Genomic DNA, 22,842 nt, shown 5'->3' with positions numbered 1-22,842 from the left:
TCGCGAGGATGGCGCGGAGTCGGTTGTTCCGGTGGCCGGGAAGGTGCGTGGATCTTCGTGTACGAGGTGAATGGCAAGGTAGAGGGGCATATTCGCGAGCGACTGCTGGCGCCGAACTTCTGGCACCTCGCGACGGTCGGGGCGGACGGGTCTCCGCAGGTCTCGCCCATGTGGGCGGATCTCGAAGGGGAGTACGTCATGGTCAACACGGCGATCGGGCGCGTGAAGGAGGAGAATCTTCGGCGCAATCCCGCCGTTTCTCTTTCTCACCATGACCCTGAGAACCCTTATGACCGGGTGGAGATCCGGGGGCGGGTGGTGCGGTTCGTGGAGGGGGAGGAAGCGGAGCGGTCTATGGATCGGCTTACGCGGAAGTACATCGGGGAGGAGCGGTATCCGTGGCTTCTTCCCGGGGAGCGGCGGGTGATGTTGTTGATCGAGCCGGTGAAGGTGCGGAGGGTTGTGGGGGTGGAGCCGTTTCGGGCGGGGGTGCTGGGGGAGGGGGCGGGCGGGTCAGAGTAGGTGGTCTGCTTTGCCGGCCTTGATGTCTTGGATGAGGGTGCGGAGGGCTTCGCGGGTGTCGGTGAGGGGTTCGTGCTCGCGGCCGGCTATGGCTATGTAGGCGTTGCCTTGGGAGTCGGTGCCTAGGCGGAAGCAGTTGTTTCCTTCGGCGCAGAAGGGCTCTTCCCAGGTGATCTCGGGCATGGGGGATCTCCTCAGAGTTGCTGGGCGATGGCGTGCATGAGGTCGCGTGAGTCCTGCGGGTTCATGGTGTGGGTGTGCCACCACTCCATATGGGCGCGGTACTTGCCGAGTTGGGCGTCGCTGTGCGTGAACTCGCCGCCGTGCGCGGAGTCGAGCTGGACGGTGTCGAGTTGGGGTACGGGGCCTTCGGCGTACAGGACCGCATGTCCGGCGCCTGGGAAGGCTCCGGCCTCGACGGGGAGTACGCGTAGCTCGATGTTGTCGTGCTCGGACATCTCGCACAGGTGCAGCAGCTGCTCACGCATGGCGCGGCGGCCTCCGAACTGCATGCGCAGGGCCCACTCGTGCACGTACGCGACGTAGTCGACGGGGGTGTCCCGGTCGAGGACCTGCTGCCGCTGCATGCGCTGCATCACGCGCAGTTCCACCTCTGATTTCGGCAGCGGAGGCAGGGCTGCCGCGAAGATGGCGCGGGCGTAGCTGCTGAGCTGGAGCAGGCCGGGAATGTGGACGGTCTGGTAGCTGCGCAGTCGGGAGGCGAACCACTCCAACTCGGCCACGTCCAGGAGGCCTTGTGGCAGGTTTCCCCTGAACTGGTCCCACCAGCAGCGCTTTCGCGCGTCAGCCATGGTGGCCAGCGCCTCGATGTAAGCATCGTCGGCGCAGTCGTAGTTGCTGGCGAGTATGCGCACTCGCTCGGGTGAGGTGGCCCGTACTCCCGACTCCATGTTGGACACCTTCGTGCGGTCCAGACCGAGCAGCCCGGCGGCGTACTCCGTGGTCCGGCCCGCCGCGAGCCGCATTTTGCGCAGCTCGGCGCCCAGGCGCTTCTGGCGTTCCGTCGGTGCGGGCCTTGTTGGCATCAGCACCTTCCTCCCCGTCGTGGACGGGCTAAGTCTGCATGGTTCGGGTGGGAGGGGCCAAATCGCCGGAGGTAATGCGGGAGTTCATGTGGCACACGTTCCCCTGAATGCTCTACCTTCGGTGACGAGGTGCTTACGGTGCGGCGTCGTCCGGAAGTGCATCGCGCGAGCCTGCCTGCGTTCGTGCGACAGGCCACCGGGTGTTGCGCCGGCCGTCAAATGTCCGCCGGGAACAAGGGAGTTGCCATGTCCGCCGTCTCGTCCGTCTCCGCCTGCCCGCTCTCCGACGACGTACGGGAGGCCGCGCCGCCGTCGCCCGAGTCGCTCGCCTACAGCTTCACGTTGCCTGCTGGGCCCATGAGTTCGCGGGTTGCCCGGGCGGCGACTCGGGTTGTCCTGCAAGTGCATGAGCTGGAGGACATGGGCGACGCCGCCGTGCAGGTCGTTGCCGAACTCGCCGCCTGTGCTTGTCGGTTCACGCCTGATGCCGAGGTGTATGTGTCGCTGCGGTTCCGGGACGGGGCGTTGCGGGTGAGCCTCTATGACGGGCATCCGCGGCACAGTCATCCGCGGCTTGTCGAGGCTTGCGATGCGCGGAGGCGGGCGGCGTTGCGGGTGTTGGGGTGCGTGGTGCGGGTGTGTGAGGGGGAGTGGGGGTTCGGGGAGGCTCGGGAGCCTGGGGGTGGGACTCGGATGTGGGTGGTTTTGCCGCGGGTGGGGGTGGCGGGGGGATGGGGTGATTAGGGGAGGGAGTCGGCCTGAGTGCGAGCGTCAGCGGCGTCCGCGGGGGCGTTGGCGCGGGTGTACGCGTCGGCGGCCTGGAGGTAGTAGGCGCGGGCTTCGTCGGGACTGTCCATGCCCTCGTGGGCGAGAGCCAGGTTGAAGAGGGTGTGGCCGGCCCGATGCCAGGCTTCGAACTCGCGGAAGATCTCCAGAGACTTTCCGTACGCCTCGATCGCCTCGTCTGTCCGGCCCGCTTTCCACAGGGTGACGCCGAGGTTGTTCCATGTCATGCCCTCGCTGTGGCGGTCCCCGATGGTTTGGTGCAAGTCGTGGGCGTGGGTGTGGGCGTCGATCGCCTCGTCTGTCCGGCCCGCCTCCTCCAGAGCGTTGCCGAGGTTGTTCCACGCCATGCCTTCGCCTTGGCGGTCCCCGGTGGTTTGGTACAGGTCGTGGGCGTGGGTGTGGGCGTCGATCGCCTCGTCTGTCCGGCCCGCCTCCCGCAAGGCAACGCTGAGGTTGTTCCACGCGTCGGCCTCGCCTTGGCGGTCCCCGGTGGTTTGGTGCAGGTCGTGGGCGTGGGTGTGGGCGTCGATCGCCTCGTCTGTCCGGCCCGCCTCCCGCAAGGCGAGGCCGAGGTTGTTCCATGCGATGGCCTCGCCCTCGCGGTCTCCGGCCCGGTGGGCAGCCTTCCTTGCGGACCAAGCAACGGCGATCCAGTCGTCGAGATACCGTCGCCACTCCAAATACACCCTCAGGCATCCGGCCAGTCCCACTGCCTGCCGAGCGTGCCGCTCCTCGCCCGCCCACTGAACGGCCCCCACCAACCCGGCCCGTTCTCCATCCAGCCACGCCAGCGCCTGCGCCCGGTATTCGAACCGCTCCGGCTCCGGCAACCCCGGCAGCCACCGCAACCGGTCATCCGCCGCATCCGCCCACCGCCAATAGAACTCCAGCAACCGCTCCCGCGCCTGCTCCCCCTCCTCCCGCAACCCCGCATCGCCCGTCACCAAACCCGCCCCGAACGCCCGCACCAAGTCATGCAACCGCCACTGCACACCCCCACCCGCCCTCGTGGCAGTGACGAGCCCAGCGGCAGCCAAGTCCTCCAACAACCCCGTGACGGCACCCTCGTCCAGATACGTCAGCGCTGCCGCAGCCTCCGTGCTCGTGTCGGCGCCGGGCGCGAGGGCGAGGAGGCGCAGCAGTCGGGCCAGGTCGGGCGGCAGGCGACGGTACGAGGTCTCCAGTACCGGGCGCAGGGTGAGGGAGCGGCCGTACTGGTCGGTGCCTCGGCCGCCGTCGTGGATGAGGACCGCTGTTGGGTCCGCGGCTGCCTGGATCTCGGCGACCAGCATGGAGATGTCACGGTGCCGGCGTCTGCGTAGCATCGCGGCGGCGATCTGGAGCGCCAGGGGCAAGTGGCCGCACAGGTCGGTCAGTTCACGGAGAGGCTCCGGCTCGTGGGACGGGCGGTCGTCGTCCGGGTCGTTGCTCAGGGCGGTGGTGATGAGGGCGATCGACTCCGCCGGGTCCAGTGTCTCCAGATCGACGTACCGCACGGAGAGGGAATCCAGGCGGTTGCGGGACGTGATGATCACTCGGTGGTGGTCTATGGCGGGCAACAGCGGCAGATACTGAGACGGGTCCGACGCGTTGTCCAGGATGATCAGCATGCGCTCCCGGCGCTCTGCCAGCAGCGTGCCGTACATGTCGTACTGCCGTGCGGCCGTCGGTGGCAGATCCGTCCCGTGTACGCCGAGCGCGTCCAGCAGCGCCAATACCGCCTGGTCTGACGTCACCGGGTTGTCGTCGTACCCGCGCAGGTCGACGAAGAGCGTCCCGCCCGGGAACCATCCCTCGGAACGTGCCTGGTGGGCCGCCTCCAACGCCAGTGCCGTCTTGCCGATGCCGCCCATGCCGGTCACCGCGAAGATGAGGAGCGGGGGAGCGGGCGTACCCTCCGGGGCCGGTTCGAGGTGGGGGCGGAGGCGGGACAGCGCTGCCACTCGGCCCGTGAAGCCTGCCGGACGGGGTGGGAGGGTGGTCGTCGCGACCGGAACCGGGCCGTGGTTAGTCGGTGTCGTCCCGGCGGTGGTTGACGGACTTGGCGGTGAAGGGTCCGGTGATGGTGGTGCCTCGAAAGTCGAGGTGGTCGCCGGCGTAGGTGGCAGGGGGCAAGGGGCCCTCCTGAGGGTCGTCGGAGGCGGTCGGTGCGGGGGCGCGGCCTCTGGTCGGGCGGTGTTTGCGGAGGATGGCTACCGCCGCTGCGGCTGCCGCGTCGGCGGCGCGGGGTTGGGAGCCCTTCGCGTCGGCCCGTGACTTGCCGGCGTCGGCGTAGTCGCTGATTCCTCGGATCACCAGGGCGTCCAAGCCGCTGCTGAGGTGCGCCGCGTGGACTACGCCCGAGCCCTCCATCTCGATGGCGGCGGCGTCGCTGTAGTGCTTGCGTAGGTGTTCGGCGATGTCCGACTTCGCGTCGGCCAGGACTACGTCGCCCACTGCGATCGGCTTGAGATGGACCTTGCCGCGCAGGGCGAAGCGGGCTGCCTGTTCCAGGCGGTGCGAGGAGTGCCAGGCTTCTGGGCGGACCTCGAAGCCGTTGTCGGAGGTGTACTTGCCGCCGTGGATGCCGTACACCTTGGTGCCCACGACGACGTCGCCGAGTTTGATGTCCTTCTTCTTCAGGCTGCCTGCGACTCCGACGAACAGCAGGACGTCGGGGTGCAGCCAGTTGACGATTCGCTCTGTGAGGACGGCTGCGTTCAGGGCGCCTGGGCCCAGTTCGGCGATGGCTACGTGCCAGGGGGTGTCGGGGAGGCGGCCCCACTCCACGTATGTTCCCTCGTCGTGTACGCGTTCCTCCGCGTCCGGGATGTGGGCCCGTACGGCGTCGTATTCCGAGGGGAGGGCGGTCAGGATCACGACCGTGGGTTCTGTCTCCGACACGGTTTTACGGTACTGCCAAGTGGGGTTCGCGGAGGGAGGGTTGGGCGGGGTGGTGCGGCAGTACCTTGATGTCGGGTGAGGCTGCATGGGGGACGGCGTGATGGCTAACGGGTATGGCGGGGATCATCTTGACTTCGGGGGCGCGAAGTTCACGGGGCCCTTCACTGCGAAAGCGGAGTACCGCGAGCGTGCCGCGGCGCCCACTGCGCTGGACGCCCTTCCTGCGCGGGCCGTCGGATTCGCCGGTCGGGGCGGTGAACTGGGGGAACTGCTCGATGCGTTCGACCCCTCGGTGGCAGCGGGCGGACCAGAGGCGGTTGTGGTCGCTGCGGTCTCCGGGCTTGGTGGCATCGGTAAGACCGCGCTCGCGATCGAGGCGGGGTATGCAGCGCGCGGGAAGGGCTGGTTCCCGGGTGGTGTGCTCTTCGTGGACCTGCATGGGTATGACGAGGAACCTGTTACGGCGGAGCAGGCCCTGGAGGCGTTGCTGCGGGCGCTGGGCACGGAGCCGGAGCACATTCCGGGCGGGGTGGATGCGCGGGCTGGGCTTTTTCGCTCGGTGCTGGCTGCGCGGGCCCGTGAACGGGGGGCGGTGCTGATCCTGGCCGACAATGCGTCCTCGTCGGCTCAGGTTCGGCCGCTGCTTCCTGGTGGTGGTGCGGGGCATCGGCTGCTGGTCACCTCTCGGGGGCGGCTGCCCCAACTGGGGGGACGGCTACTGGCGTTGGGCGAGCTATTGCCGGGGGAGGCGTACGAGCTGCTCGACCTTGCCCTGCGGACCGCCCGACCTGCGGACAGCCGCGTCACGGACGACTCGGAGCAGGCTGCGCGACTTGCTGCCCTCTGTGGGCACCTGCCGCTGGCCCTTCAGATCGCGGCGGCGCAACTGGTGGTGGATTCGGACAAACCGGTCGCCGAACTCGCCGCTGAGTTGGCCGCGTCCCGTGATCTGCTTGGCCACCTCGACGATGGCGAGCGCAATGTCCGCGCGGCTTTCGACCTGTCCTATCAGCGGCTGCCGGCCGAGCAAGCCCGGCTGCTGCGGCTGCTGGCCCTGGCGCCGGGGCCGGATGTAGCTGATGAGGTGGTCGCCGTGCTTGTCGGGGTGGACGACACCCCGATCCAGGATCTGGAGGCCCTGGTCCGGGTCCATCTCGTTGAGCGAGGGCGGGAGAGTGGGCGCCGGCGGTGGCGGTTGCATGACTTGGTGCGGGCGTTTGGGGTGGGTGTGGTGACGGGGGATGCAGGGTGGATGAAGGAGGGTGAGGAGGCTCGGGGGCGGGTGCTGAGGTTCTACTGGCGGTGGGCGGGCGCGGCGGATGATCGGCTGCGGTGGCTTCCGGGGAGATCTGTGCCGGCTCGCTTCGTGGACCGAGGACAGGCGTTGGCTTGGCTGGATGGGGAGCGGGCCAGTTTGGTGGCAGCGGTCCAGTGGGCGAACGAGGAGGCCCATAGGCAGAGGGCAGTTGCTCTGGCTGGGTGTCTCGGGTCGTACCTTGAGTGGCGGCGGTACTTCGACGACTGGGCCACGGTGGCGCGTGTCGCTCTGGAGGCTGCCCACCATGCTGGGGACCGCTTTGCGGAAGCCTGCGCGTGGAACGATCTCGGCTTCGCCCTTCGGGAGGTGGGGCGGGCAGAGGAGGCGCTCGACGCACTGAGACACGCTCTCGATCTGCATCGGGCCAATGCGGATCGAGAGGGTGAGGCCACTGCCTGGAACAACTTTGGCAACGCTCTGCTGACGGCTGGGCGAGCCGAGGAGGCAATCGTCGCCCACATCCGAGCCCGCGACCTCTACCGGGAAGTCGGCGACCGGGTCCGCGAGGCCGATACCTGGAACAATCTCGGCAGCTCCCTGGACGAGGTGGGTCGGCTTGAGGAGGCGATCGTTGCCCATACGCGTGCCCGCGACTTGTGTCAGGTCGCTGGGGGGCGCCATAGCGAGGCTAGTGCGTGGCACAACCTCGGCCTCGCCCTGCGGCATGCGGGTCGAATCGAGCATGCAGTCGAGGCATACGGCAGGGCCCTGGGGATCTTCAGGGAATTTGAGGACTGGTACAGGGCGGGACAGACGCTCTTCAACTTGGCCCTCGCTCATGCGGCCACTCACCGTCTTCTTGATGCCCGCATCTGTTACCTCCAAGCTGCAGCCTCGTTTGGCCGAGCCAACGCCCCCGACGGGGTTGCCGCAGCCCAAGCCGCAGCATCCAAACTCCTCACCCCTTGACCGCCCCACCCAACGCAAACCCCCCACCCACCCGCCGCGCCACCAGCACATACAGCAGCACCACCGGCGTCGAGTAGATCACCGAGAACGCGGCCAACTGCCCGTACGCCACCATCCCCCGGTTCCCGAAGAACTCGTTGATGCTCACCGCCGCCGGCATCTGTTCCGGCGTCAGCAGCAGCATGAACGGGACGAAGAAGTTGCCCCACATCATGACGAACGAGAAGACGGTCACCACCGCCACGCCCGGCCCCATCAGCGGCAGCACGATCCGTACCAGCCCCTGGAACGACGATGCGCCGTCCGTCCATGCCGCCTCCTCCAACTCCTTCGGGACGCCGTCCATGAAGTTCTTCATCAGCCAGATGGCGAAGGGGAGTTGGGAGGCGGCGAAGAAGAAGATCGTGCCCTGGAGGGTGTCGATGAGGTTCACGCGGACGAACAGCGCGTAGACCGGGACCATGATGGCCGTGATGGGCAGGCTTGTTGCGAAGAGGATCGTCAGGAGGAAGGGGCGGTTCAGGCGGGAGCGGTAGCGGGACAGCGGGTACGCCGCCAGCGCCGCGCAGGCGACCGTCAGGGCCGTTCCTCCGCCGCACAGGAGGAGGCTGTTGAGGAGGGGGGTGAAGGTGATCTCCGGGGTGAGGATCGCGTCGAAGTTGGAGAGGGTCACTCCCGACGGCAGCTTCACCTTCAGGTTCGCTTCCGGGTCCACCGAGGACAGGAGCACCCACGCCAAGGGGAGCAGGAACACGGCGGCCAGCAGCAAGAGGACCGCGTCTGCGGCCAGGCGGTGGGTCGTGGTTCTGCGGGACGGCATCAGCCTCAGACCTCCGTTCGCAGGAGGCGTATGTACAGCAGCGAGAACAGTGAGCCCACCAGCAGCAGGAGCAGCGCGACCGCCGTGCCGTAACCGATCATGCTCTTCTGGAACGCCTCCTCGTACATGAACAGCGGGAGCGTCTGGCTCTTGCCGCCCGGGCCTCCCCTCGTCATCACCCAGATCAGGCCGAAGACGGACAGGGTCTGGAGGGTGATCAGCATGAGGTTCGTGCCGATGGAGCGGCGGATCATGGGGAGGGTGATGTGCCACATGCGGCGCCAGCCGCCCGCGCCGTCCACCTCTGCCGCCTCGGTGATTTCCCTCGGGATCTCGTTCAGGGCTGCTGAGTAGACCAGCATTGAGAAGGCCGTACCCCGCCAGACGTTTGCGAAGGACACCGCGAGGATCGGGAGGCTGAACAGCCAGTTCTGGGTGGGGAGATGGAGCCAGTCCAGGATGGCGTTCAACGTGCCCTCGCGGCGGAAGAAGGCGTAGAGGAGGAAGCCGGCGACCACCTCCGGCAGGACCCAGGCCGTGATGACCACCGCGCCTACGAGCGTGCGGACGGGCTTCGAGGCGCGTTGCATCAGGGCGGCCAGGGCGAGGCCCAGGGTGTTCTGGCCGAGCAGGGCCGAGATGACCGTGAAGAGGAGCGTCAGCCATACCGCGTTGAGGAATGCCTCGTCCTTGAACGCCGTGCGGAAGTTCTCGAAGCCTATGAACGACTCCTGGGCCTGGCCGGTGAGTTGGAGGTCGGTGAAGGCGATGTAGGCGCAGTACGCGATGGGGCCGGCGAGGAAGAGGAGCAGGAGGGCTGTGGCGGGGGTGAGGGGGAGGGCCCGGAGGACGGGGCGGGGGAGGGCGTGAGGGAGGGCGCGGGCGACGGTTCGCTTCATCGCGCGCGGCTCACTTCTCGATCACCTGGTTGTCTGCCGCTGTCTTCAGCTCCTCGTCGTAATCCCTCGCCGCCTCCTCCACTGACTTATCGCCCGTCGTCACTCCCTCCATCGCCTCCTGGATCGCCGTCGACACCTTCGGGTACGCCGGGAACGCCGGGCGGTAGTGGGTGCTGGCCACCAGGTCCGTGAAGAACTTGATGCCGGGCTGGGCCTCGGCGTACGACGGGTCGGCGGCGACGTCCTTGCGGACGGCGATGCCGGAGTTGGCGATGTACCACTTCTGGGCGTTCGGTTTCGTCTGCATCGTCTTGATGAAGTCGAAGGCCAGGTCGGGGTTGGCCGCCTTGGCGGGGATCGCCCAGGTCCAGCCGCCGGACATGCTCACCTTGCCGGGGGCCTGGCCGTGCTGGGTGGGCATGTAGGCGAGGCCCAACTTCTTTGACCACTCCGGCCATTCGTGTCCGCTGCCCGCCAGCCAGTCCTGCGGGAGCCAGGAGCCGTCCAGGTCGATGCCGAGCTTGCCCTGGGGGAGGAGGTCGCCGCGGACGATGGTCTGGATGTTGGGGTCGAGGGCGGTCTCGATGTCCGGGCCGAGCTTCTCCCTGTAGACCGTCTCGACGAAGGACAGGGCGTCCTTGAAGCCCTCGCCTCCGGCGATCCACTTCTTGGTCGCCGAGTCGTAGAGGGGGTCCGTGGTGCCGTCGCCCGTGCCGTACAGCAGCATCTCGAAGCCCTGCATTGTCGCCGCCTCACCTGCGGGTTTGCCGGTGTAGACGTTGAGCGGGGTGACGTCGGGGACCTTCTTCTTGATCGTGCGGGCCGCGTCCAGGACCTCGTCCCAGGTCTTCGGCTGCCAGTCGGTGGGGAGGCCTGCCTTGGCGAAGATGCCCTTGTCGTACCAGAGGCCCCGGGTGTCGGTGCCGTCCGGGACGCCGTACGTCTTGCCGTCCTCGGCCTTGGCCGCCGTCTTCGCCGTGTCGATGAACTGGTTCCAGTCCGGCCACTTGGCGAGGTAGGCGTCGAGGGGCTTCAAGTAGCCGCTGGTGATGTCGGAGTTGATGAGGAACGTGTCCTCGTAGACCAGGTCCGGCGCCGTCTTGGGGGAGCGGAGCATCTGCTGGACCTTGGTGTAGTACTCCGAGTCCGGGGCCTTGATGGGGATCAACTCCACCTTCTTGCCCGGGTTCTCCTTCTCGAACTGCTTCTTGACGCCGGCGAGGAACTCGTCCATCACCTTGATCGAGTTGTCCGTGGACTGCTTGAAGGAGACCTTCAGCGTGTCCGGGTCGCTTCCCGAACTGCCGCAGGCCGTGAGGGTCGTTGCGGTGAGGGCGGCGGTGACGAGGAGTGCGGGGAGCGCGGAGCGGACGGCGGTGGGGCGCACGGGCATGACCTCCTGCGGGCTCACGTGGGGGTGTCGCGCGGGATGGGTGCCTGGTGAACGTAGGTGGGGTGGTCTAGTCAGGTCAATGCGTCTGCGGCGGATTGGGCGTTGGCGGCTTCGGTGGGGGCGTTGGCTTGGGTGAAGGCGTCGGCGGCTTGGAGGTAGTAGGCGCGGGCTTCGGCGGGGCGGTCGACGTCCCGGTTGGCGCGGGCCAGGTTGCTGAGGGTCTGGCCGGTCCCGTACCAGTCCCCGAACTCACGACAGATCTCCAGATCCTTGCCGTACGCCTCGATCGCTTCCTCCACCCGGCCCGCATCCTGCAGGGCGACGCCTAGGTTGTTCCACGCTGCGCCCTCGCCATGGCGATCCCCCAGAACCTGGCACACGTCGCGGTCGCGGACGTGGGCATCGATTGCTTCCTCCAACCGGCCCGCATCTTGCAGGAGGTTGCCGAGGTTGTTCCACGCCATGCCCTCGCCACGGCGATCCCCCAGAACCTGGTACAGGTCGAGGGCACAGGTGTAAGTCTCGATCGCTTCCTCTCCCCGGCCCGCATCCCGTAGGGCGAGGCCGAGGAGGGCCATTGCGTTGGCCTCGCGCTGGCGATCCCCGGCGGTCTGATGCAGGTCCCGGGCTTGGGTGAGGGTGTCGATCGCCTCGTCCGTCCGGCCCGCATCCTGCAGGGCGCTGCCGAGGTTGTTCCACGCTCCTGCCTCGCATGCGCGATCCCCGATCCGGTGGGCACCTTCCCGAGCAGCCCGCGCCACGGCGATCGCGTCATCGAAGTACCTCCGCCACTGCAAATACGTGTCCAGACACATGGCCAACCGCACCGCATGCCGCGTATGCCGCTCCTCACCCGCCCAGTCCACCGCCCCCACCAGTCCGGCCCGCTCCCCGTCCAGCCACGCGAGCGCCCCCGCCCGGTCGCCGAACTGCTCCGGCTCGGGCCTCCCCGGCAGCCACCGCAACCGGTCATTGGCCGCATTCGCCCGCCGCCAGTAGAACCCCAGCAACCGCTCCCGCGCCTGCTCTCCCTCTTCCCGCAACCCGGCGTCCCCCGCCACCACAGCCATCCCAAACGCCCGCACCAGGTCATGCAACCGCCACCGCACATCCCCACCCGACGGCACCGGCGTCACAAGATGCGAGGAGGCCAGCTCCTCCAACAGCCCGACCGTCCGCTGACCCCCCAGCCCCGCCAGCGCCTCCGCCGCCTCACCACTGACCTCGGCGGTAGGAGCCAGGCACACCAGACGCAGCAACCTCGCCTGCTCCGGCGGCAGTTGCTCGTACGCCACTTCGAAGACCGGCCTGACCCCCAAGGCCCCCGCCCGATCCTCGGCCTCCCGCAACTCGTCCACGAGGGACGCGATGGTCCGGTACCGGCGTTTGCGCAGCATGCCTCCCGCGATCCGCAGCGCCAGCGGATGATGCCCGCACAGCTCGGCAAGCTCGGCGATGGCCTCCGGCTCTCGGGCGGCCCGGTCATCTCCACCGTCGGCCAGCCGCAGCAGCCGGTCGACAGCCAGAGCCGCGGCCTCCGGCTTGAGGACGTCCAGGTCGAGCAGCCGTGCGTCCAGGTTCGTCAGCCGGTCCCGTGATGTGATCAGCACCCGGTGGTGATCGGTCCAGGGGAAGAGCGGAGCGACCTGTCCCGGGTCCGACGCGTTGTCGAGGATCAGGAGCATCGACCGCCCCTCCTCGGCCAACAGCCGCCGATAGAGCCCGTACTGGCCCGCCACCGTCTGCGGCAGCTCCGCCCCCCGAACCCCCATCCCGTCCAACAACGCCACGACCGCCTGATCCGCCGTCACCGGATCCTCGTCGTACCCCCGGAAGTCCACGAACAGCGTCCCCCCGGGAAACCACCCCTCCCGCACCGCCCGATGCGCCGCACACAACGCCAACGACGTCTTCCCGATCCCGCCCAACCCCGACACCGCACAGATCACCACCGGCAGATCGGACTCGGCACTCCCCGGATCCAGCACCGGCATCAAGCGAGCCAGATCCTCCTCCCGCCCGGTGAACCCCGCCGGCACCGCGGGCAACGCGGCCGTGGCCACCGGCACCGGTCCGTGCACGGCACCCCGTCTACCGCTCCCCGTCCCCCCGCTCGCCCCGTTCCACCCGCTTGGCCACGTACGGCCCGAAGAACGTGCTGTTCCGGAAGTCGAAGTGGTCCCCTCCATAGACGGACCCGGACCCGCGAACGCCGTTTCCGCGATGGGGCCCCTCCTCAGAGTCCTCGGCCTCACCCGAACCGGCGGAGCCGCCCCGCCCCCGAAACGGCCGCAGCTCCCGCAACACCGCCACCACCGCCGACGCCGCGCTCGCCGCCGCCCGGGGCTGCCAACCCTCCCCGTCCGCCCGGGACTTGTCCCCGTCCGCCCGGTCGCTGATCCCCCGGATCACCAACGCGTCCCCACCCGCGAGGTCCACCGCACTCACCACCCCCGCGCCCTCCATCTCGATGACGGCGGCGTCGTTGTAGTTCCTGCGCAGATGCTCGGCCAGCGCGGACGACGACCCCGCGGCCAGTACGACATCCCCCGCGGCGATCGGCTTCAGGTGCGCCCGGGGATCGTCCCGCAACGCGTCCCGCGCCGCCGAGGCCAGCCGGTGGGAGGCGCGCCAGGCGTCCGGTCGTACGAGGAAGCCGTCCGGGGTCTCCTTGCCGCCGTGGACGGCGTACACCTTGGTCGCCACCACCACATCCCCCAACGCGATGTCGCTCTTCAGGCCTCCCGCGACCCCGACGAAGAACACCGCCTCCGGCTCCAGCCACGACATCACCCGCTCCGTGAGCGCGGCGGCCGTCAGATTTCCCTCGCCCATCTCCACCAGCGCCACCGACCATGGGGTGCCTGGCAACCGGCCCACCTCGGCGCGGGTGCCCCGGCGGTGCTCGGTCTTCCGGACGTCCGTCAGGTGCTGTCGTACGGCCGTGTACTCCAGCGACAACGCGGTCAGCACCGCCACGATGGGTCGAGTCACTCCCATAAGGTACGGCCAAGTGACCTGCGGCGGGACGTGGTTGGCGCCGACCGAGGAGCACGTAAGACACGTAAGACACGTAAGACATGAGGAGGACGTACGACATGCCCAGCCCCAACGACGTCACCGTCGGGCAGCTGCTCCTCGCCGAGTACCAGACCGCGAAGGAGGAGCAGAAGACACGGATCGGGTTCCGGGACAATCTGCTCTATGTGACGCTCACCGTCGTCGCCGCCGTCATCGCCGCCACCGCGCAGGCGAAGCGGCCGGACATGCTGCTCGCGCTGCCGCCGGTGTGTGTGGTCCTCGGGTGGACCTATCTCGTCAACGACGAGAAGATCTCGGCGATCGGCAAGCACATACGGGAGGGGCTCGGGCCTCGGCTCGCCCAACTCGCGCAGACGGAGGGTGTGTTCGGGTGGGAGGTCGCCCATCGGTCCGACCCGCGCCGGCGTTCCCGCAAGGTTATCCAGTGCGGGATCGATCTGCTCGCCTTCTGTGTCGTGCCGTTCGCCGGGCTCACCGTCTACTGGGCTGCCGGGGGAGGTGTCGCCGGGCTGCTCTTCCTGTCCGTGCTCGAAGCCCTCAGCGTCATCGGGCTCGGGGTCCAAGTCGTGCTCTACGCGCGGCCGTTCGGGCAGCAGCCGCAGGTCACCGCTGGCCCTTGACCCACCGGTACTGGAGCTCCGGGCGGCCGACCGTCCCGTACTGCGGGGCCCGTGCCGCCCGTCCCGCGTCCACCAGGTGTTCCAGGTAACGGCGGGCCGTGATGCGGGAGATGCCCACGACCTCCGCCAGGCCGGTCGCCGTGAGCCCTTCCGTCGAGTCCCGCAGCGCCGATGTCACGCGTTCCAGCGTCGGCGCGCTCAAGCCCTTCGGCAGTGCCGCCGGGCCCGGTGCCCGCAGGGACGCCAGCGCCCGGTCCACCTCGTCCTGGCCGCTCGCCTCGCCCGCCGCCGCGTGGAACTCGGCGTACCTCACGAGCCGGTCTCGGAGGGTCGCGAAGGTGAACGGCTTCAGGACGTACTGGACCACGCCCAGCGACACCCCCTCCCGTACCACCGTCAGGTCCCGTGCCGACGTCACCGCGATTACGTCCGCCTGGTGGCCCGCCGCGCGCAGCGAGCGCGCGAACTGGAGGCCGTGGACGTCCGGCAGGTGGAGGTCGAGGAGCAGCAGGTCGACCGGCGTACGGTCCAGCAGGCGGCGGGCCTCCGCGCCGGTGTGCGCCTTGCCGACCGCCGTGAAGCCCGGCACCCGGTTGACGTACATGACGTGGGCGTCGGCGGCGACCGGGTCGTCCTCGACGACCAGGACACGGATGGGCTGCACACCCTGCTCACCCGTCATGCGTCACCTCCAGAAGCGGTACGCCGGGACGGACCGGCGCCATGCGGACCGGTGCCTCGCGTGCCCGCGCCCTCCGGCTCCGGGGCGTGCGGCTCGGTGTCCCGCGGCTCGGCACCTGTCGTCGACGCATCTTCGGGCACGCCCGTCCGCGCCGCACCCCCGGCCCCCCTTCCGGCCCGCGCGCCCTCGCCCCGCACCCCGTCCCCCCGCAGCGGCACCCGCACCTCGAACTCCGCCCCGCCCCCGGCCGCCTCCGCCACCGTCAGCGTCCCCTCGTGCCGGGTCACCGCCTGCCGCACGAGGGCCAGGCCGAGCCCGCGTCCGCCCGGCCCCGCAGGCTTCGTCGAGAAGCCGCGCTGGAACACCGCCTCCGTGTGCGCGGGGTCCACGCCCTCGCCCGTGTCGGAGACCCGTAGGACGAGCTCGCTGCCGTCCGTGTAGGCCGTCACCGTCACCCGGGCCCGGACGCTGCCCTGGGCCGCGTCGACGGCGTTGTCGATGAGGTTGCCGAGGATCGTCACCAGGTCCCGGGCGGGGAGGGACTCCGGGAGCAGACCGTCGTCGAGGCGGCTGTCCTCCGACACCACCAGCTCGACGCCCCGCTCGTTCGCCTGGGCCGTCTTGCCCAGCAGCAGGGCGGCCAGCACCGGTTCGCTCACCGCCGCCACGACCTGGTCGGTGAGGGCCTGGGCCAGCTCCAGTTCGGCCGTCGCGAAGTCCACCGCCTGCTCCGCCCGGCCCAGTTCGATGAGGGACACGACCGTGTGGAGGCGGTTCGCGGCCTCGTGGGCCTGGGAGCGCAGGGCCTGGGTGAAGCCGCGTTCGGAGTTCAACTCGCCCATCAGCGACTGGAGTTCGGTGACGTCGCGCAGGGTGACCACCGTGCCCCGGCGTTCGCCGCCCGAGACCGGGGAGGTGTTCACCACCAGGACCCGGTCCGCCGTCAGATGGACCTCGTCCACCCTCGGCTCCGAGGCCAGCAGCGCGCCCGTCAGCGGTGCGGGCAGGCCCAGTTCCGCGACCGAGCGGCCGACCACGTCACCGGCGACGCCCAGCAGCTCCTGGCCGCCGTCGTTGATCAGCGCGACCCGGTACTGGCCGTCCAGCATCAGCAGGCCCTCGCGCACCGCGTGCAGCGCGGCCTGGTGGTAGTCGTGCACATGGCTGAGCTCGGTCGCGTTCATGCCGTGGGTGTGGCGGCGCAGCCGGGCGTTGACGATGTACGTGCCCATCGCGCCCAGCGCCAGCGCGCCCCCGGCGACCCCGAGCAGGGCCGTCAGCTGGCCCTGCACCCGCTTGCTGATCGCCTCGACCTTGATGCCCGCGCTGACCAGGCCGATGACCTGGCCGTTCGCCTTGATCGGGGTGACCGCGCGGACCGACGGGCCGAGGGTGCCCGTATAGGTCTCGGTGAAGGAGTCGCCGCCGAGGGCGGGGTTGATGTTGCCCAGGAAGTGCTTGCCGATCTGGTCCTCGCGGGGGTGGGTCCAGCGGATGCCCTTCGGATCCATGATCGTGACGAAGTCGACGTCGGCGTCGTGCATGACCCGCAGGGCATACGGCTGGAGCTTCGCCGACGGGTCCGGCGTACGGATGGCCTCCCGCACCGATGGGGCGTCGGCGACCGCGCGGGCCACGCCCATGGCCTGCCGGCCCGCCGCGTCCTCGGCCTGGCTGCGGTCGCTGACGTACGTGAAGAGCGCGTAGCCCGCGACGAGCACCGCTATCAGCACGGCCTGCATCGCGAAGAGCTGGCCTGCCAGGCTGCGGGGTCTCGGGACGGGGATGCGCATGTCGTCAGTGTGCCTCGCAGGTTAAGTGTGAACTAAATGAACGGAAGGGTGACCGCCCTCACAGGGCAGGAGATAGTCACGGCATTCCTCAAAAGCCCGGACGTGAGCCGCACTCCGGTCTGTGCCGACGAAGACGTCAGAAGGAGGGCAGCCGTGGCCGCCAGCACCCCCGCATCCCCCGATACGGCAACCGCAGTCAAGAAGGACCGCACCCACTATCTCTACATCGCGGTCATCGTCGCGGTCGCCATCGGCATCGTCGTCGGCATGGTCGCGCCGGACTTCGCCGTCGAGCTGAAGCCGATCGGCACCGGGTTCGTGGCCCTGATCAAGATGATGATCTCCCCGATCATCTTCTGCACGATCGTCCTGGGCATCGGCTCGGTACGGAAGGCCGCCAAGGTCGGCGCCGTCGGCGGTATCGCCCTCGGCTACTTCCTGGTCATGTCGCTGGTCGCGCTCGGTATCGGCCTCATCGTCGGCAACATCCTCGACCCGGGCTCCGGCCTCGCCGTCACCGACGCGGTCAAGGACGTCGGTCACGCACAGGTCGACGCGGAGGCCAAGGACACCACCGAGTTCCTCCTCGGCATCATCCCGACGACGTTCGTGTCCGCCTTCACCGAGGGCGAGGTCCTCCAGACCCTGCTGATCGCGCTGCTCGCCGGGTTCGCGCTCCAGGCCATGGGCTCCGCCGGACAGCCGATCCTGCGCGGCGTCGAGCACATCCAGCGCCTCGTCTTCCGCATCCTCGCGATGGTCATGTGGGCGGCCCCGATCGGTGCCTTCGGCGCGATGGCCGCGGTCGTCGGTTCGGCCGGTGTGGACGCGCTGAAGGATCTCGCGGTCCTGATGCTCGGCTTCTACGTCACCTGCTTCCTCTTCGTCTTCATCGTCCTCGGCACGCTGCTGCGGGTCGTCGCCGGGCTCAACATCCTCACGCTCTTCAAGTACCTAGGCCGTGAGTTCCTGCTGATCCTGTCGACCTCCTCCTCCGAGTCCGCGCTGCCGCGCCTCATCGCGAAGATGGAGCACCTCGGCGTCAGCAAGCCCGTCGTCGGCATCACCGTCCCGACCGGCTACTCCTTCAACCTCGACGGCACCATGATCTACATGACCATGGCCTCGCTGTTCATCGCCGACGCCATGGGTACGCCGATGTCGATCGGTGAGCAGATCCCGCTGCTGCTCTTCCTGCTCGTCGCCTCCAAGGGCGCCGCGGGTGTCACCGGTGCCGGTCTCGCGACCCTCGCCGGCGGCCTCCAGTCCCACAAGCCCGCCCTCGTGGACGGCATCGGCCTCATCGTCGGCATCGACCGCTTCATGAGCGAGGCCCGCGCCCTCACCAACTTCGCGGGCAACGCCGTCGCCACGGTGCTGGTCGGCACCTGGACCAAGGAGATCGACCGCCAGCGCGTCGACCAGGTCCTCGCCGGACACCTCCCCTTCGACGAGAAGACACTGCTGGACGAGGACCAGGAGCACGCGGACGTACCGGAGCAGGGCGGCGAGAAGGAACTGGCGAAGGCCTAGTTCCACAGACTCCGGGCGGCTGAGTTGCTCCCCCGTCGCTCAGCCGCCCGGGCATCCCCTACAGCAACAACTCAATCGCTCAGCTTCGCCACCAGCTCGGTGGCACGAGAGGCGGGTACGCCCGCCGCGGTCAGGACAGTGACCGCGGCGGAGCGGCCCGCCTCTTCGGCTGTGAGGAGGCCGTCGTTCACCGCCTCCATCACGGCGAACAGCAGCTGCTCGTGGACGTACGCGAGGGCCGCCGGCGGCAGCGGGGAGTCGAACACGCCCTCCTCCAGACCGCGCCGCAGCAGCGCCTCGCAGGACTCCCGCACCGGGGCGAGCCGCTCCCGGATGCCCTGCATCGTCACGCTCCGCTGGGCCAGCGCGACGAGGATGCGGTAGCGGTCGGCGACCTCCCAGACCGCCAGGGTCGACCCGGCCAGCGCCCGCTCCGGATCCTCCGCGTCCCCGCGCCCGGCCGCATGCGCCGCCGCCACCGCCTCGACCGCGCCGTCGACGAGGGTGCCGACCAGCGCCTCCCGGCTGGGGAAGTGGCCGTACACGGTCCGCCGTACGACCCCCGCGGCGCGTGCGATCTGGTCCATGGACGCGTCGGGGTCGCGCAGCAGCTCGGCGAGCGCCACGTCGAGGATGCGACGGCGGTTGGCGTCGGCGCGGCTGGTGTTACCCGTGGTCATGGACGCCATTGTGCCCTCTCGCCCATGGACTTGCACACCGCTGTGCAATCGGCGTACATTGCACACTGTTGTGAAAATGCACAGCCCTGTGCAAGTCCGCTGAGGAAGGCCACCCCTGCCATGCGACTCGTCATGACCGAACCGGTCGAGAGGACGGACCGCCCCTACGCCCGCCGCTGGTGGGCACTCCTGGTCCTCTGCCTGAGCCTGCTGATCATCGTGATGGCCAACACCGCCCTCACGGTCGCCGCGCCCGCCATGACCGAGGACCTCGGCCTCTCCAGCGCGGACCTCCAGTGGGTCATCGACGGCTACACCGTCCCGTACGCCGCGCTGATGCTTCTGCTCGGCGCGATCGGCGACAAGTACAGCCGCCGCGGCGCCCTCCTCCTCGGCCTCACCGTCTTCGGCGGCGGATCCGTCTTCGGCTACTTCGCCGACAGCTCTACGACGGTCATCGCGGCCCGCGCCGTGATGGGACTCGGCGCCGCGATGATCATGCCCGCGACGCTCTCCCTGCTCGCGGCCACCTTCCCGCGCGCCGAACGCGCCAAGGCGATCACCGTCTGGACCGCCACCTCGGGCGTCGCGATCGCGGCCGGTCCGCTGGTCGCGGGCGCGCTCCTGGAGCACTACAGCTGGTCGTCGACGTTCCTGATCAACGTCCCGATCGCCGCCGTCGCGATCGTCGCCGCCCTCGCCCTCGTACCGCCGTCCAAGGCCGCGAAGCACGGCCGGATCGACTACGTCGGCGGACTGCTGTCGGTGATCTGGATCGGCTCGCTGGTGTACATGATCATCGAGGGGCCGCACTTCGGCTGGGGCGTGAAGGCGATCACCGCGGCGGTCGTGGCGGGGGCGGGACTGCTGGCCTTCGTCGTCTGGGAGCTGCGCCACCCGCGTCCCGTCGTCGACGTCCGCCGCTTCGCCGACCGCGGCTTCGCCGGCTCCAACCTCGCCGTCGCGCTGTTCTTCCTGGCCGTCTTCGGCGCCTTCTACTACCTCACCCAGCACCTCCAGTTCGTCCTCGGCTACAGCGCCCTGGAGACCGGCCTGCGCATGCTGCCCCTCGCCGGTGCCGTCTTCGCCGGCTCGGCCCTGACCGGGTTCCTCACCCCGCGCGTCGGCATGAAGTGGACGGTCACCGCGGGCATGGTCGGCGGCACGGCGGCGCTCGCCCTGCTGACGCAGGTCGACGCGAGTTCGTCGTACGGCGATTTCGTCGCCCCTCTCATCGTCCTGGGCCTGGCGATCGGGCTCGCGCTCTCACCCGCCACGGACGCGATCATGGGGGCGTTCCCGGAGTCCGAGCTGGGGGTCGGCGGCGCGGTGAACGACACCTCGATCGAACTCGGCGGCTCGCTCGGCATCGCGATCCTCGGCTCGCTGCTGGCGACCTCGTACGCGGACCACCTGTCCGACGCGACGAGCGGCAGCAAGCTCCCCGCGTCCACCCTGGCCACGGCCCAGGACTCGGTCGGCGCCGGGTACGCGGTCGCGCAGGGCATCGGAGAGAAGGCTCAGCAGCTGGCAGGGCAGGCGGCGCAGGCCACCGACCCCCAGCAGGCGGCCCAGTTGAAGGCGCAGGCCGAGCAACTCGCGGGCGGGGCACGGCAGATGGCCGAGGCCGTCGGCTCCTCCTTCTCGGACGCGGTCGCGCACACCAGCCTCATCGGCGCGGTGATCCTCGGCGTCGGGACCGTCCTGGTCGCGGTGTTGCTGCCGGGGCGGAAGAAGGGGGCGGAGTCGATGGAGGAGCCGGTGGAGGCGTCGACGGAGGCTCCGACGGAGGAGGCGAAGGAGAAGGAGCCGGCCGGCAGGCGCTGACTCACCGAACTCTTACCCGCTCCCACTAGCGTGCCGCGTCTGTCAGTAGTCCGTACAGGCGCGGCACGTTCGTTCGGTGGAGGCACGGGGGATGGCGATCGACTGGGACCGGCGGACGTGTGCGCGGCGCGGGCATGTGACGTACGCGCCGGACGACCCCCGGCTGCGGATCCGGCTGCACGCCGAGACCGCGCTCGGGGAGGTCTGGCGCTGTCTGCGCTGCGGGGACTTCGCGCTGGGCGAGCCGCATGGTTCGGGACCGGCCTCCGAGGCCCCGCTTGTGCCGCGCGGCAAGGTGCTGCGCGACCTGTTCGTCCTGCGCTTCCTCGCGGTCGAGCGGGCGGTGCGCGGGGTGTTCATCGTGCTGGTGGCGCTGGCGGTGTGGAAGTTCAGCAACAGCCAGGACGCGGTGCGCCGGCTCTTCGACGAGTACCTGGACGTCTTCCGCCCGGTGTTCAAGCACTTCCACTACGACCTCGACCACTCACCGGTCGTCGGCACCCTCCAGAAGACCTTCGGCTACCGCCACGACACCCTTGTCCTGGTGGCGGTGCTGCTGCTCGCCTACGCGGTGATCGAACTCGTCGAGGCGGTCGGCCTCTGGTACGCCAAGCGCTGGGCGGAGTATCTGACGGTGGTCGCCACGGCCGCCTTCCTCCCCCTGGAGATCTACGAACTCACCGAGCACATCAGCTGGTTGAAGATCGGCACGCTGGTCCTGAACATCCTCGCCGTCCTCTACATCCTGCTGGCCAAGCGGCTGTTCGGGCTGCGCGGCGGCCACCGCGCCTTCGAGGCGGAACGGCGGAGCGCGTCACTGCTGGAGGTCGAGGAGGCGGCGAAGGTGCCCGCCTGACCCGGCGGGACGTCAGGCCCAGGGGTCAGTGATCTCCCGCAACAACGCCAGCGCCTCACGCAGCTGCTTCATCCGCCGCTTGCCGAGATGCTCCTCCCACTCCCTCTCGACCGCGGCGACCACCCCGTCGGCGACCTCCTTCGCCGCCCACGCCTTCTCCGCGCCGCACACCAGCCGGGCCCGCTTGTCGGTCGGGTCCGGGACGCGTCGTACATAGCCCGTCTTCTCCAGCTGGTCGACCAGGAAGCCCGCGGTCTGCTTGGTGATCTGGGCCTGTTCGGCCAGTTCGGTCAGCCGCGTGCCCTCGGGGCCGATGCGCTGCATGACCCGGGCCTGGGCGGGCGTGAAGTCGTCGAAACCGGCCTCGGCGAGGGCGGCGAAGACGCGGTTCTCCAGGGCCCGGTACGGGAGGAACAGGAGCACGCCCGTGTTGAGGTCGCTCTCCGTCGCCATGGTCGCCGTCTCCAGTTCAGGTGCTTGACATTGGTCAGAGTCTCTGACTAATTTGGTCAGAGAAGCTTACCACTTGGGTGGGTGATTCCCATGGGTGCCGTATCGGAAGCCGCGCTGGACACCGACGAGCTCTGGCAGATCGTCGACCGGGAGCGGGAGAGCCTGGCCGATCTGCTGGACGGGCTGAGCCCGGAGGAGTGGGAGACGCGGACGCGGTGCGGTGACTGGCGGGTCCGGGACGTGGCCGCGCATCTGACGATCGCCGCGCGCTTCACCTACGGGCAGGTCGTACGGGAGATGCTCCGGGCCCGTGGCGACTGGAACCGGATGATCCACGACTCCGCCGTACGCGAGGCCGCGCTGCCGGTCGAGGACATCGTCGGCAACCTCCGCTCGATCGTCGGCTCCCGCCGCCTCGCCCCCACCACCTCACCCCGCGAACCCCTCCTCGACCTCCTCGTCCACGGCCAGGACATCGCCCTCGCCCTCGGCCACCACCGCGAGATGCCCCCGACCGCCGCCCGCGACTCCGCCGACCGCGTGTGGACCATGCGCTTCCCGCCCCGGCCCTGGCCCCTGCCGAAGGCACGGCTCGTCGCCACGGACATCGAGTGGACGCGGGGCGAGGGGGCGGAGATCAGCGGTCCCGTCTCGGCACTGCTGCTCCTGCTCACCGGCCGCCCGGACGCGGCCCGCGAGTGGGCCGAGCGCGCCGGGGAGCCGTGGACGGGGGGCATGGCTCCCCGGTGACGTCCTCACTTGCCTCGTCGCTGACGCCGT

The 22,842-nt window shown here is 69.4% G+C and carries 20 protein-coding genes; 7 read left to right on the top strand and 13 right to left on the bottom strand.

All coding sequences use genetic code 11. The features are described 5' to 3' along the window. Window positions 1-57: 57 nt before the first annotated feature. Window positions 58-522, top strand: coding sequence for a PPOX class F420-dependent oxidoreductase (locus tag ABZ928_RS35580; RefSeq protein ID WP_361528057.1), 465 nt, complete (start codon window positions 58-60; stop codon window positions 520-522). On the opposite strand, the gene ABZ928_RS35575 is transcribed toward ABZ928_RS35580, so the two are convergent. From ABZ928_RS35575 to ABZ928_RS35560, 4 genes are all read right to left on the bottom strand, one after another. Beyond that, window positions 514-705 (bottom strand): hypothetical protein, encoded by a 192-nt coding sequence (locus tag ABZ928_RS35575; RefSeq protein WP_361528055.1) that lies wholly within the window; start codon window positions 703-705, stop codon window positions 514-516. The two genes, ABZ928_RS35580 and ABZ928_RS35575, sit on opposite strands and share 9 nt — an antisense overlap. A gap of 11 nt (window positions 706-716) precedes the next feature. Further along, entirely contained in the window at window positions 717-1,568 is an 852-nt protein-coding gene (locus tag ABZ928_RS35570) for a helix-turn-helix transcriptional regulator (protein WP_361528053.1), read from the bottom strand. Window positions 1,569-2,308: 740 nt separating this feature from the next. Continuing rightward, a complete protein-coding gene (locus ABZ928_RS35565; protein WP_361528515.1) occupies window positions 2,309-4,207 on the bottom strand; it encodes a tetratricopeptide repeat protein in 1,899 nt (632 codons plus the stop codon). Between the two features lie 154 nt (window positions 4,208-4,361). Further along, on the bottom strand, window positions 4,362-5,237 hold the full coding sequence (locus ABZ928_RS35560) for a 5'-methylthioadenosine/S-adenosylhomocysteine nucleosidase (RefSeq protein ID WP_361528051.1): 876 nt from the start codon (window positions 5,235-5,237) through the stop codon (window positions 4,362-4,364). 85 nt (window positions 5,238-5,322) lie between these two features. Between ABZ928_RS35560 and ABZ928_RS35555 the strand changes: the two genes are divergently transcribed. Then, window positions 5,323-7,464 carry a tetratricopeptide repeat protein gene (locus tag ABZ928_RS35555; RefSeq protein WP_361528049.1) on the top strand — a complete coding sequence of 714 codons (2,142 nt, stop codon included), beginning with the start codon at window positions 5,323-5,325 and terminating at the stop codon, window positions 7,462-7,464. Here ABZ928_RS35555 and ABZ928_RS35550 read toward each other — a convergent pair. From ABZ928_RS35550 to ABZ928_RS35530, 5 genes are all read right to left on the bottom strand, one after another. Next, window positions 7,454-8,284 carry a carbohydrate ABC transporter permease gene (locus tag ABZ928_RS35550; RefSeq protein ID WP_361528047.1) on the bottom strand — a complete coding sequence of 277 codons (831 nt, stop codon included), beginning with the start codon at window positions 8,282-8,284 and terminating at the stop codon, window positions 7,454-7,456. The two genes, ABZ928_RS35555 and ABZ928_RS35550, sit on opposite strands and share 11 nt — an antisense overlap. A 5-nt stretch (window positions 8,285-8,289) precedes the next feature. Further along, window positions 8,290-9,183: a sugar ABC transporter permease gene (locus ABZ928_RS35545; RefSeq protein WP_361528045.1), complete on the bottom strand. Its 894-nt coding sequence runs from the start codon at window positions 9,181-9,183 to the stop codon at window positions 8,290-8,292. Between the two features lie 10 nt (window positions 9,184-9,193). Next, entirely contained in the window at window positions 9,194-10,576 is a 1,383-nt protein-coding gene (locus tag ABZ928_RS35540) for an extracellular solute-binding protein (protein WP_361528043.1), read from the bottom strand. Between the two features lie 71 nt (window positions 10,577-10,647). After that, a complete protein-coding gene (locus ABZ928_RS35535) occupies window positions 10,648-12,639 on the bottom strand; it encodes a tetratricopeptide repeat protein (protein ID WP_361528041.1) in 1,992 nt (663 codons plus the stop codon). 28 nt (window positions 12,640-12,667) lie between these two features. After that, a complete protein-coding gene (locus ABZ928_RS35530; RefSeq protein WP_361528039.1) occupies window positions 12,668-13,576 on the bottom strand; it encodes a 5'-methylthioadenosine/S-adenosylhomocysteine nucleosidase in 909 nt (302 codons plus the stop codon). Window positions 13,577-13,674: 98 nt separating this feature from the next. On the opposite strand from ABZ928_RS35530, the gene ABZ928_RS35525 reads away from it, so the two are divergent. After that, the gene (locus ABZ928_RS35525; RefSeq protein WP_361528037.1) at window positions 13,675-14,238 is read left to right on the top strand and encodes a hypothetical protein; all 564 of its coding nucleotides are present in this window, start codon (window positions 13,675-13,677) and stop codon (window positions 14,236-14,238) included. Here ABZ928_RS35525 and ABZ928_RS35520 read toward each other — a convergent pair. Both ABZ928_RS35520 and ABZ928_RS35515 read right to left on the bottom strand, forming a co-directional pair. Further along, a complete protein-coding gene (locus ABZ928_RS35520) occupies window positions 14,222-14,920 on the bottom strand; it encodes a response regulator (protein ID WP_361528035.1) in 699 nt (232 codons plus the stop codon). The two genes, ABZ928_RS35525 and ABZ928_RS35520, sit on opposite strands and share 17 nt — an antisense overlap. Then, a complete protein-coding gene (locus ABZ928_RS35515) occupies window positions 14,917-16,713 on the bottom strand; it encodes a sensor histidine kinase (protein WP_361528033.1) in 1,797 nt (598 codons plus the stop codon). Before ABZ928_RS35515 ends, ABZ928_RS35520 begins: the two co-directional genes overlap by 4 nt. A gap of 153 nt (window positions 16,714-16,866) precedes the next feature. Between ABZ928_RS35515 and ABZ928_RS35510 the strand changes: the two genes are divergently transcribed. After that, entirely contained in the window at window positions 16,867-18,246 is a 1,380-nt protein-coding gene (locus tag ABZ928_RS35510; protein WP_361528031.1) for a cation:dicarboxylase symporter family transporter, read from the top strand. A gap of 71 nt (window positions 18,247-18,317) precedes the next feature. On the opposite strand, the gene ABZ928_RS35505 is transcribed toward ABZ928_RS35510, so the two are convergent. Further along, entirely contained in the window at window positions 18,318-18,935 is a 618-nt protein-coding gene (locus tag ABZ928_RS35505; protein WP_361528029.1) for a TetR/AcrR family transcriptional regulator, read from the bottom strand. 111 nt (window positions 18,936-19,046) lie between these two features. Here ABZ928_RS35505 and ABZ928_RS35500 point away from each other — a divergent pair, with 111 nt between their 5' ends. Next, window positions 19,047-20,753 (top strand): MFS transporter, encoded by a 1,707-nt coding sequence (locus tag ABZ928_RS35500; protein ID WP_361528027.1) that lies wholly within the window; start codon window positions 19,047-19,049, stop codon window positions 20,751-20,753. 91 nt (window positions 20,754-20,844) lie between these two features. Beyond that, on the top strand, window positions 20,845-21,609 hold the full coding sequence (locus ABZ928_RS35495; protein WP_361528025.1) for a DUF2127 domain-containing protein: 765 nt from the start codon (window positions 20,845-20,847) through the stop codon (window positions 21,607-21,609). A gap of 12 nt (window positions 21,610-21,621) precedes the next feature. Here the strand turns inward: ABZ928_RS35495 and ABZ928_RS35490 are convergent, their stop codons facing one another. Further along, the gene (locus ABZ928_RS35490) at window positions 21,622-22,062 is read right to left on the bottom strand and encodes a MarR family transcriptional regulator (RefSeq protein WP_361528023.1); all 441 of its coding nucleotides are present in this window, start codon (window positions 22,060-22,062) and stop codon (window positions 21,622-21,624) included. Window positions 22,063-22,152: 90 nt separating this feature from the next. On the opposite strand from ABZ928_RS35490, the gene ABZ928_RS35485 reads away from it, so the two are divergent. After that, window positions 22,153-22,812 carry a maleylpyruvate isomerase family mycothiol-dependent enzyme gene (locus tag ABZ928_RS35485; RefSeq protein ID WP_361528021.1) on the top strand — a complete coding sequence of 220 codons (660 nt, stop codon included), beginning with the start codon at window positions 22,153-22,155 and terminating at the stop codon, window positions 22,810-22,812. Window positions 22,813-22,842 lie beyond the last annotated feature (30 nt).

Source organism: Streptomyces sp. NPDC046909 (genome assembly GCF_040644695.1).
Classification (GTDB): domain Bacteria; phylum Actinomycetota; class Actinomycetes; order Streptomycetales; family Streptomycetaceae; genus Streptomyces.
This window is presented reverse-complemented; position numbering and strand designations above follow the sequence as displayed.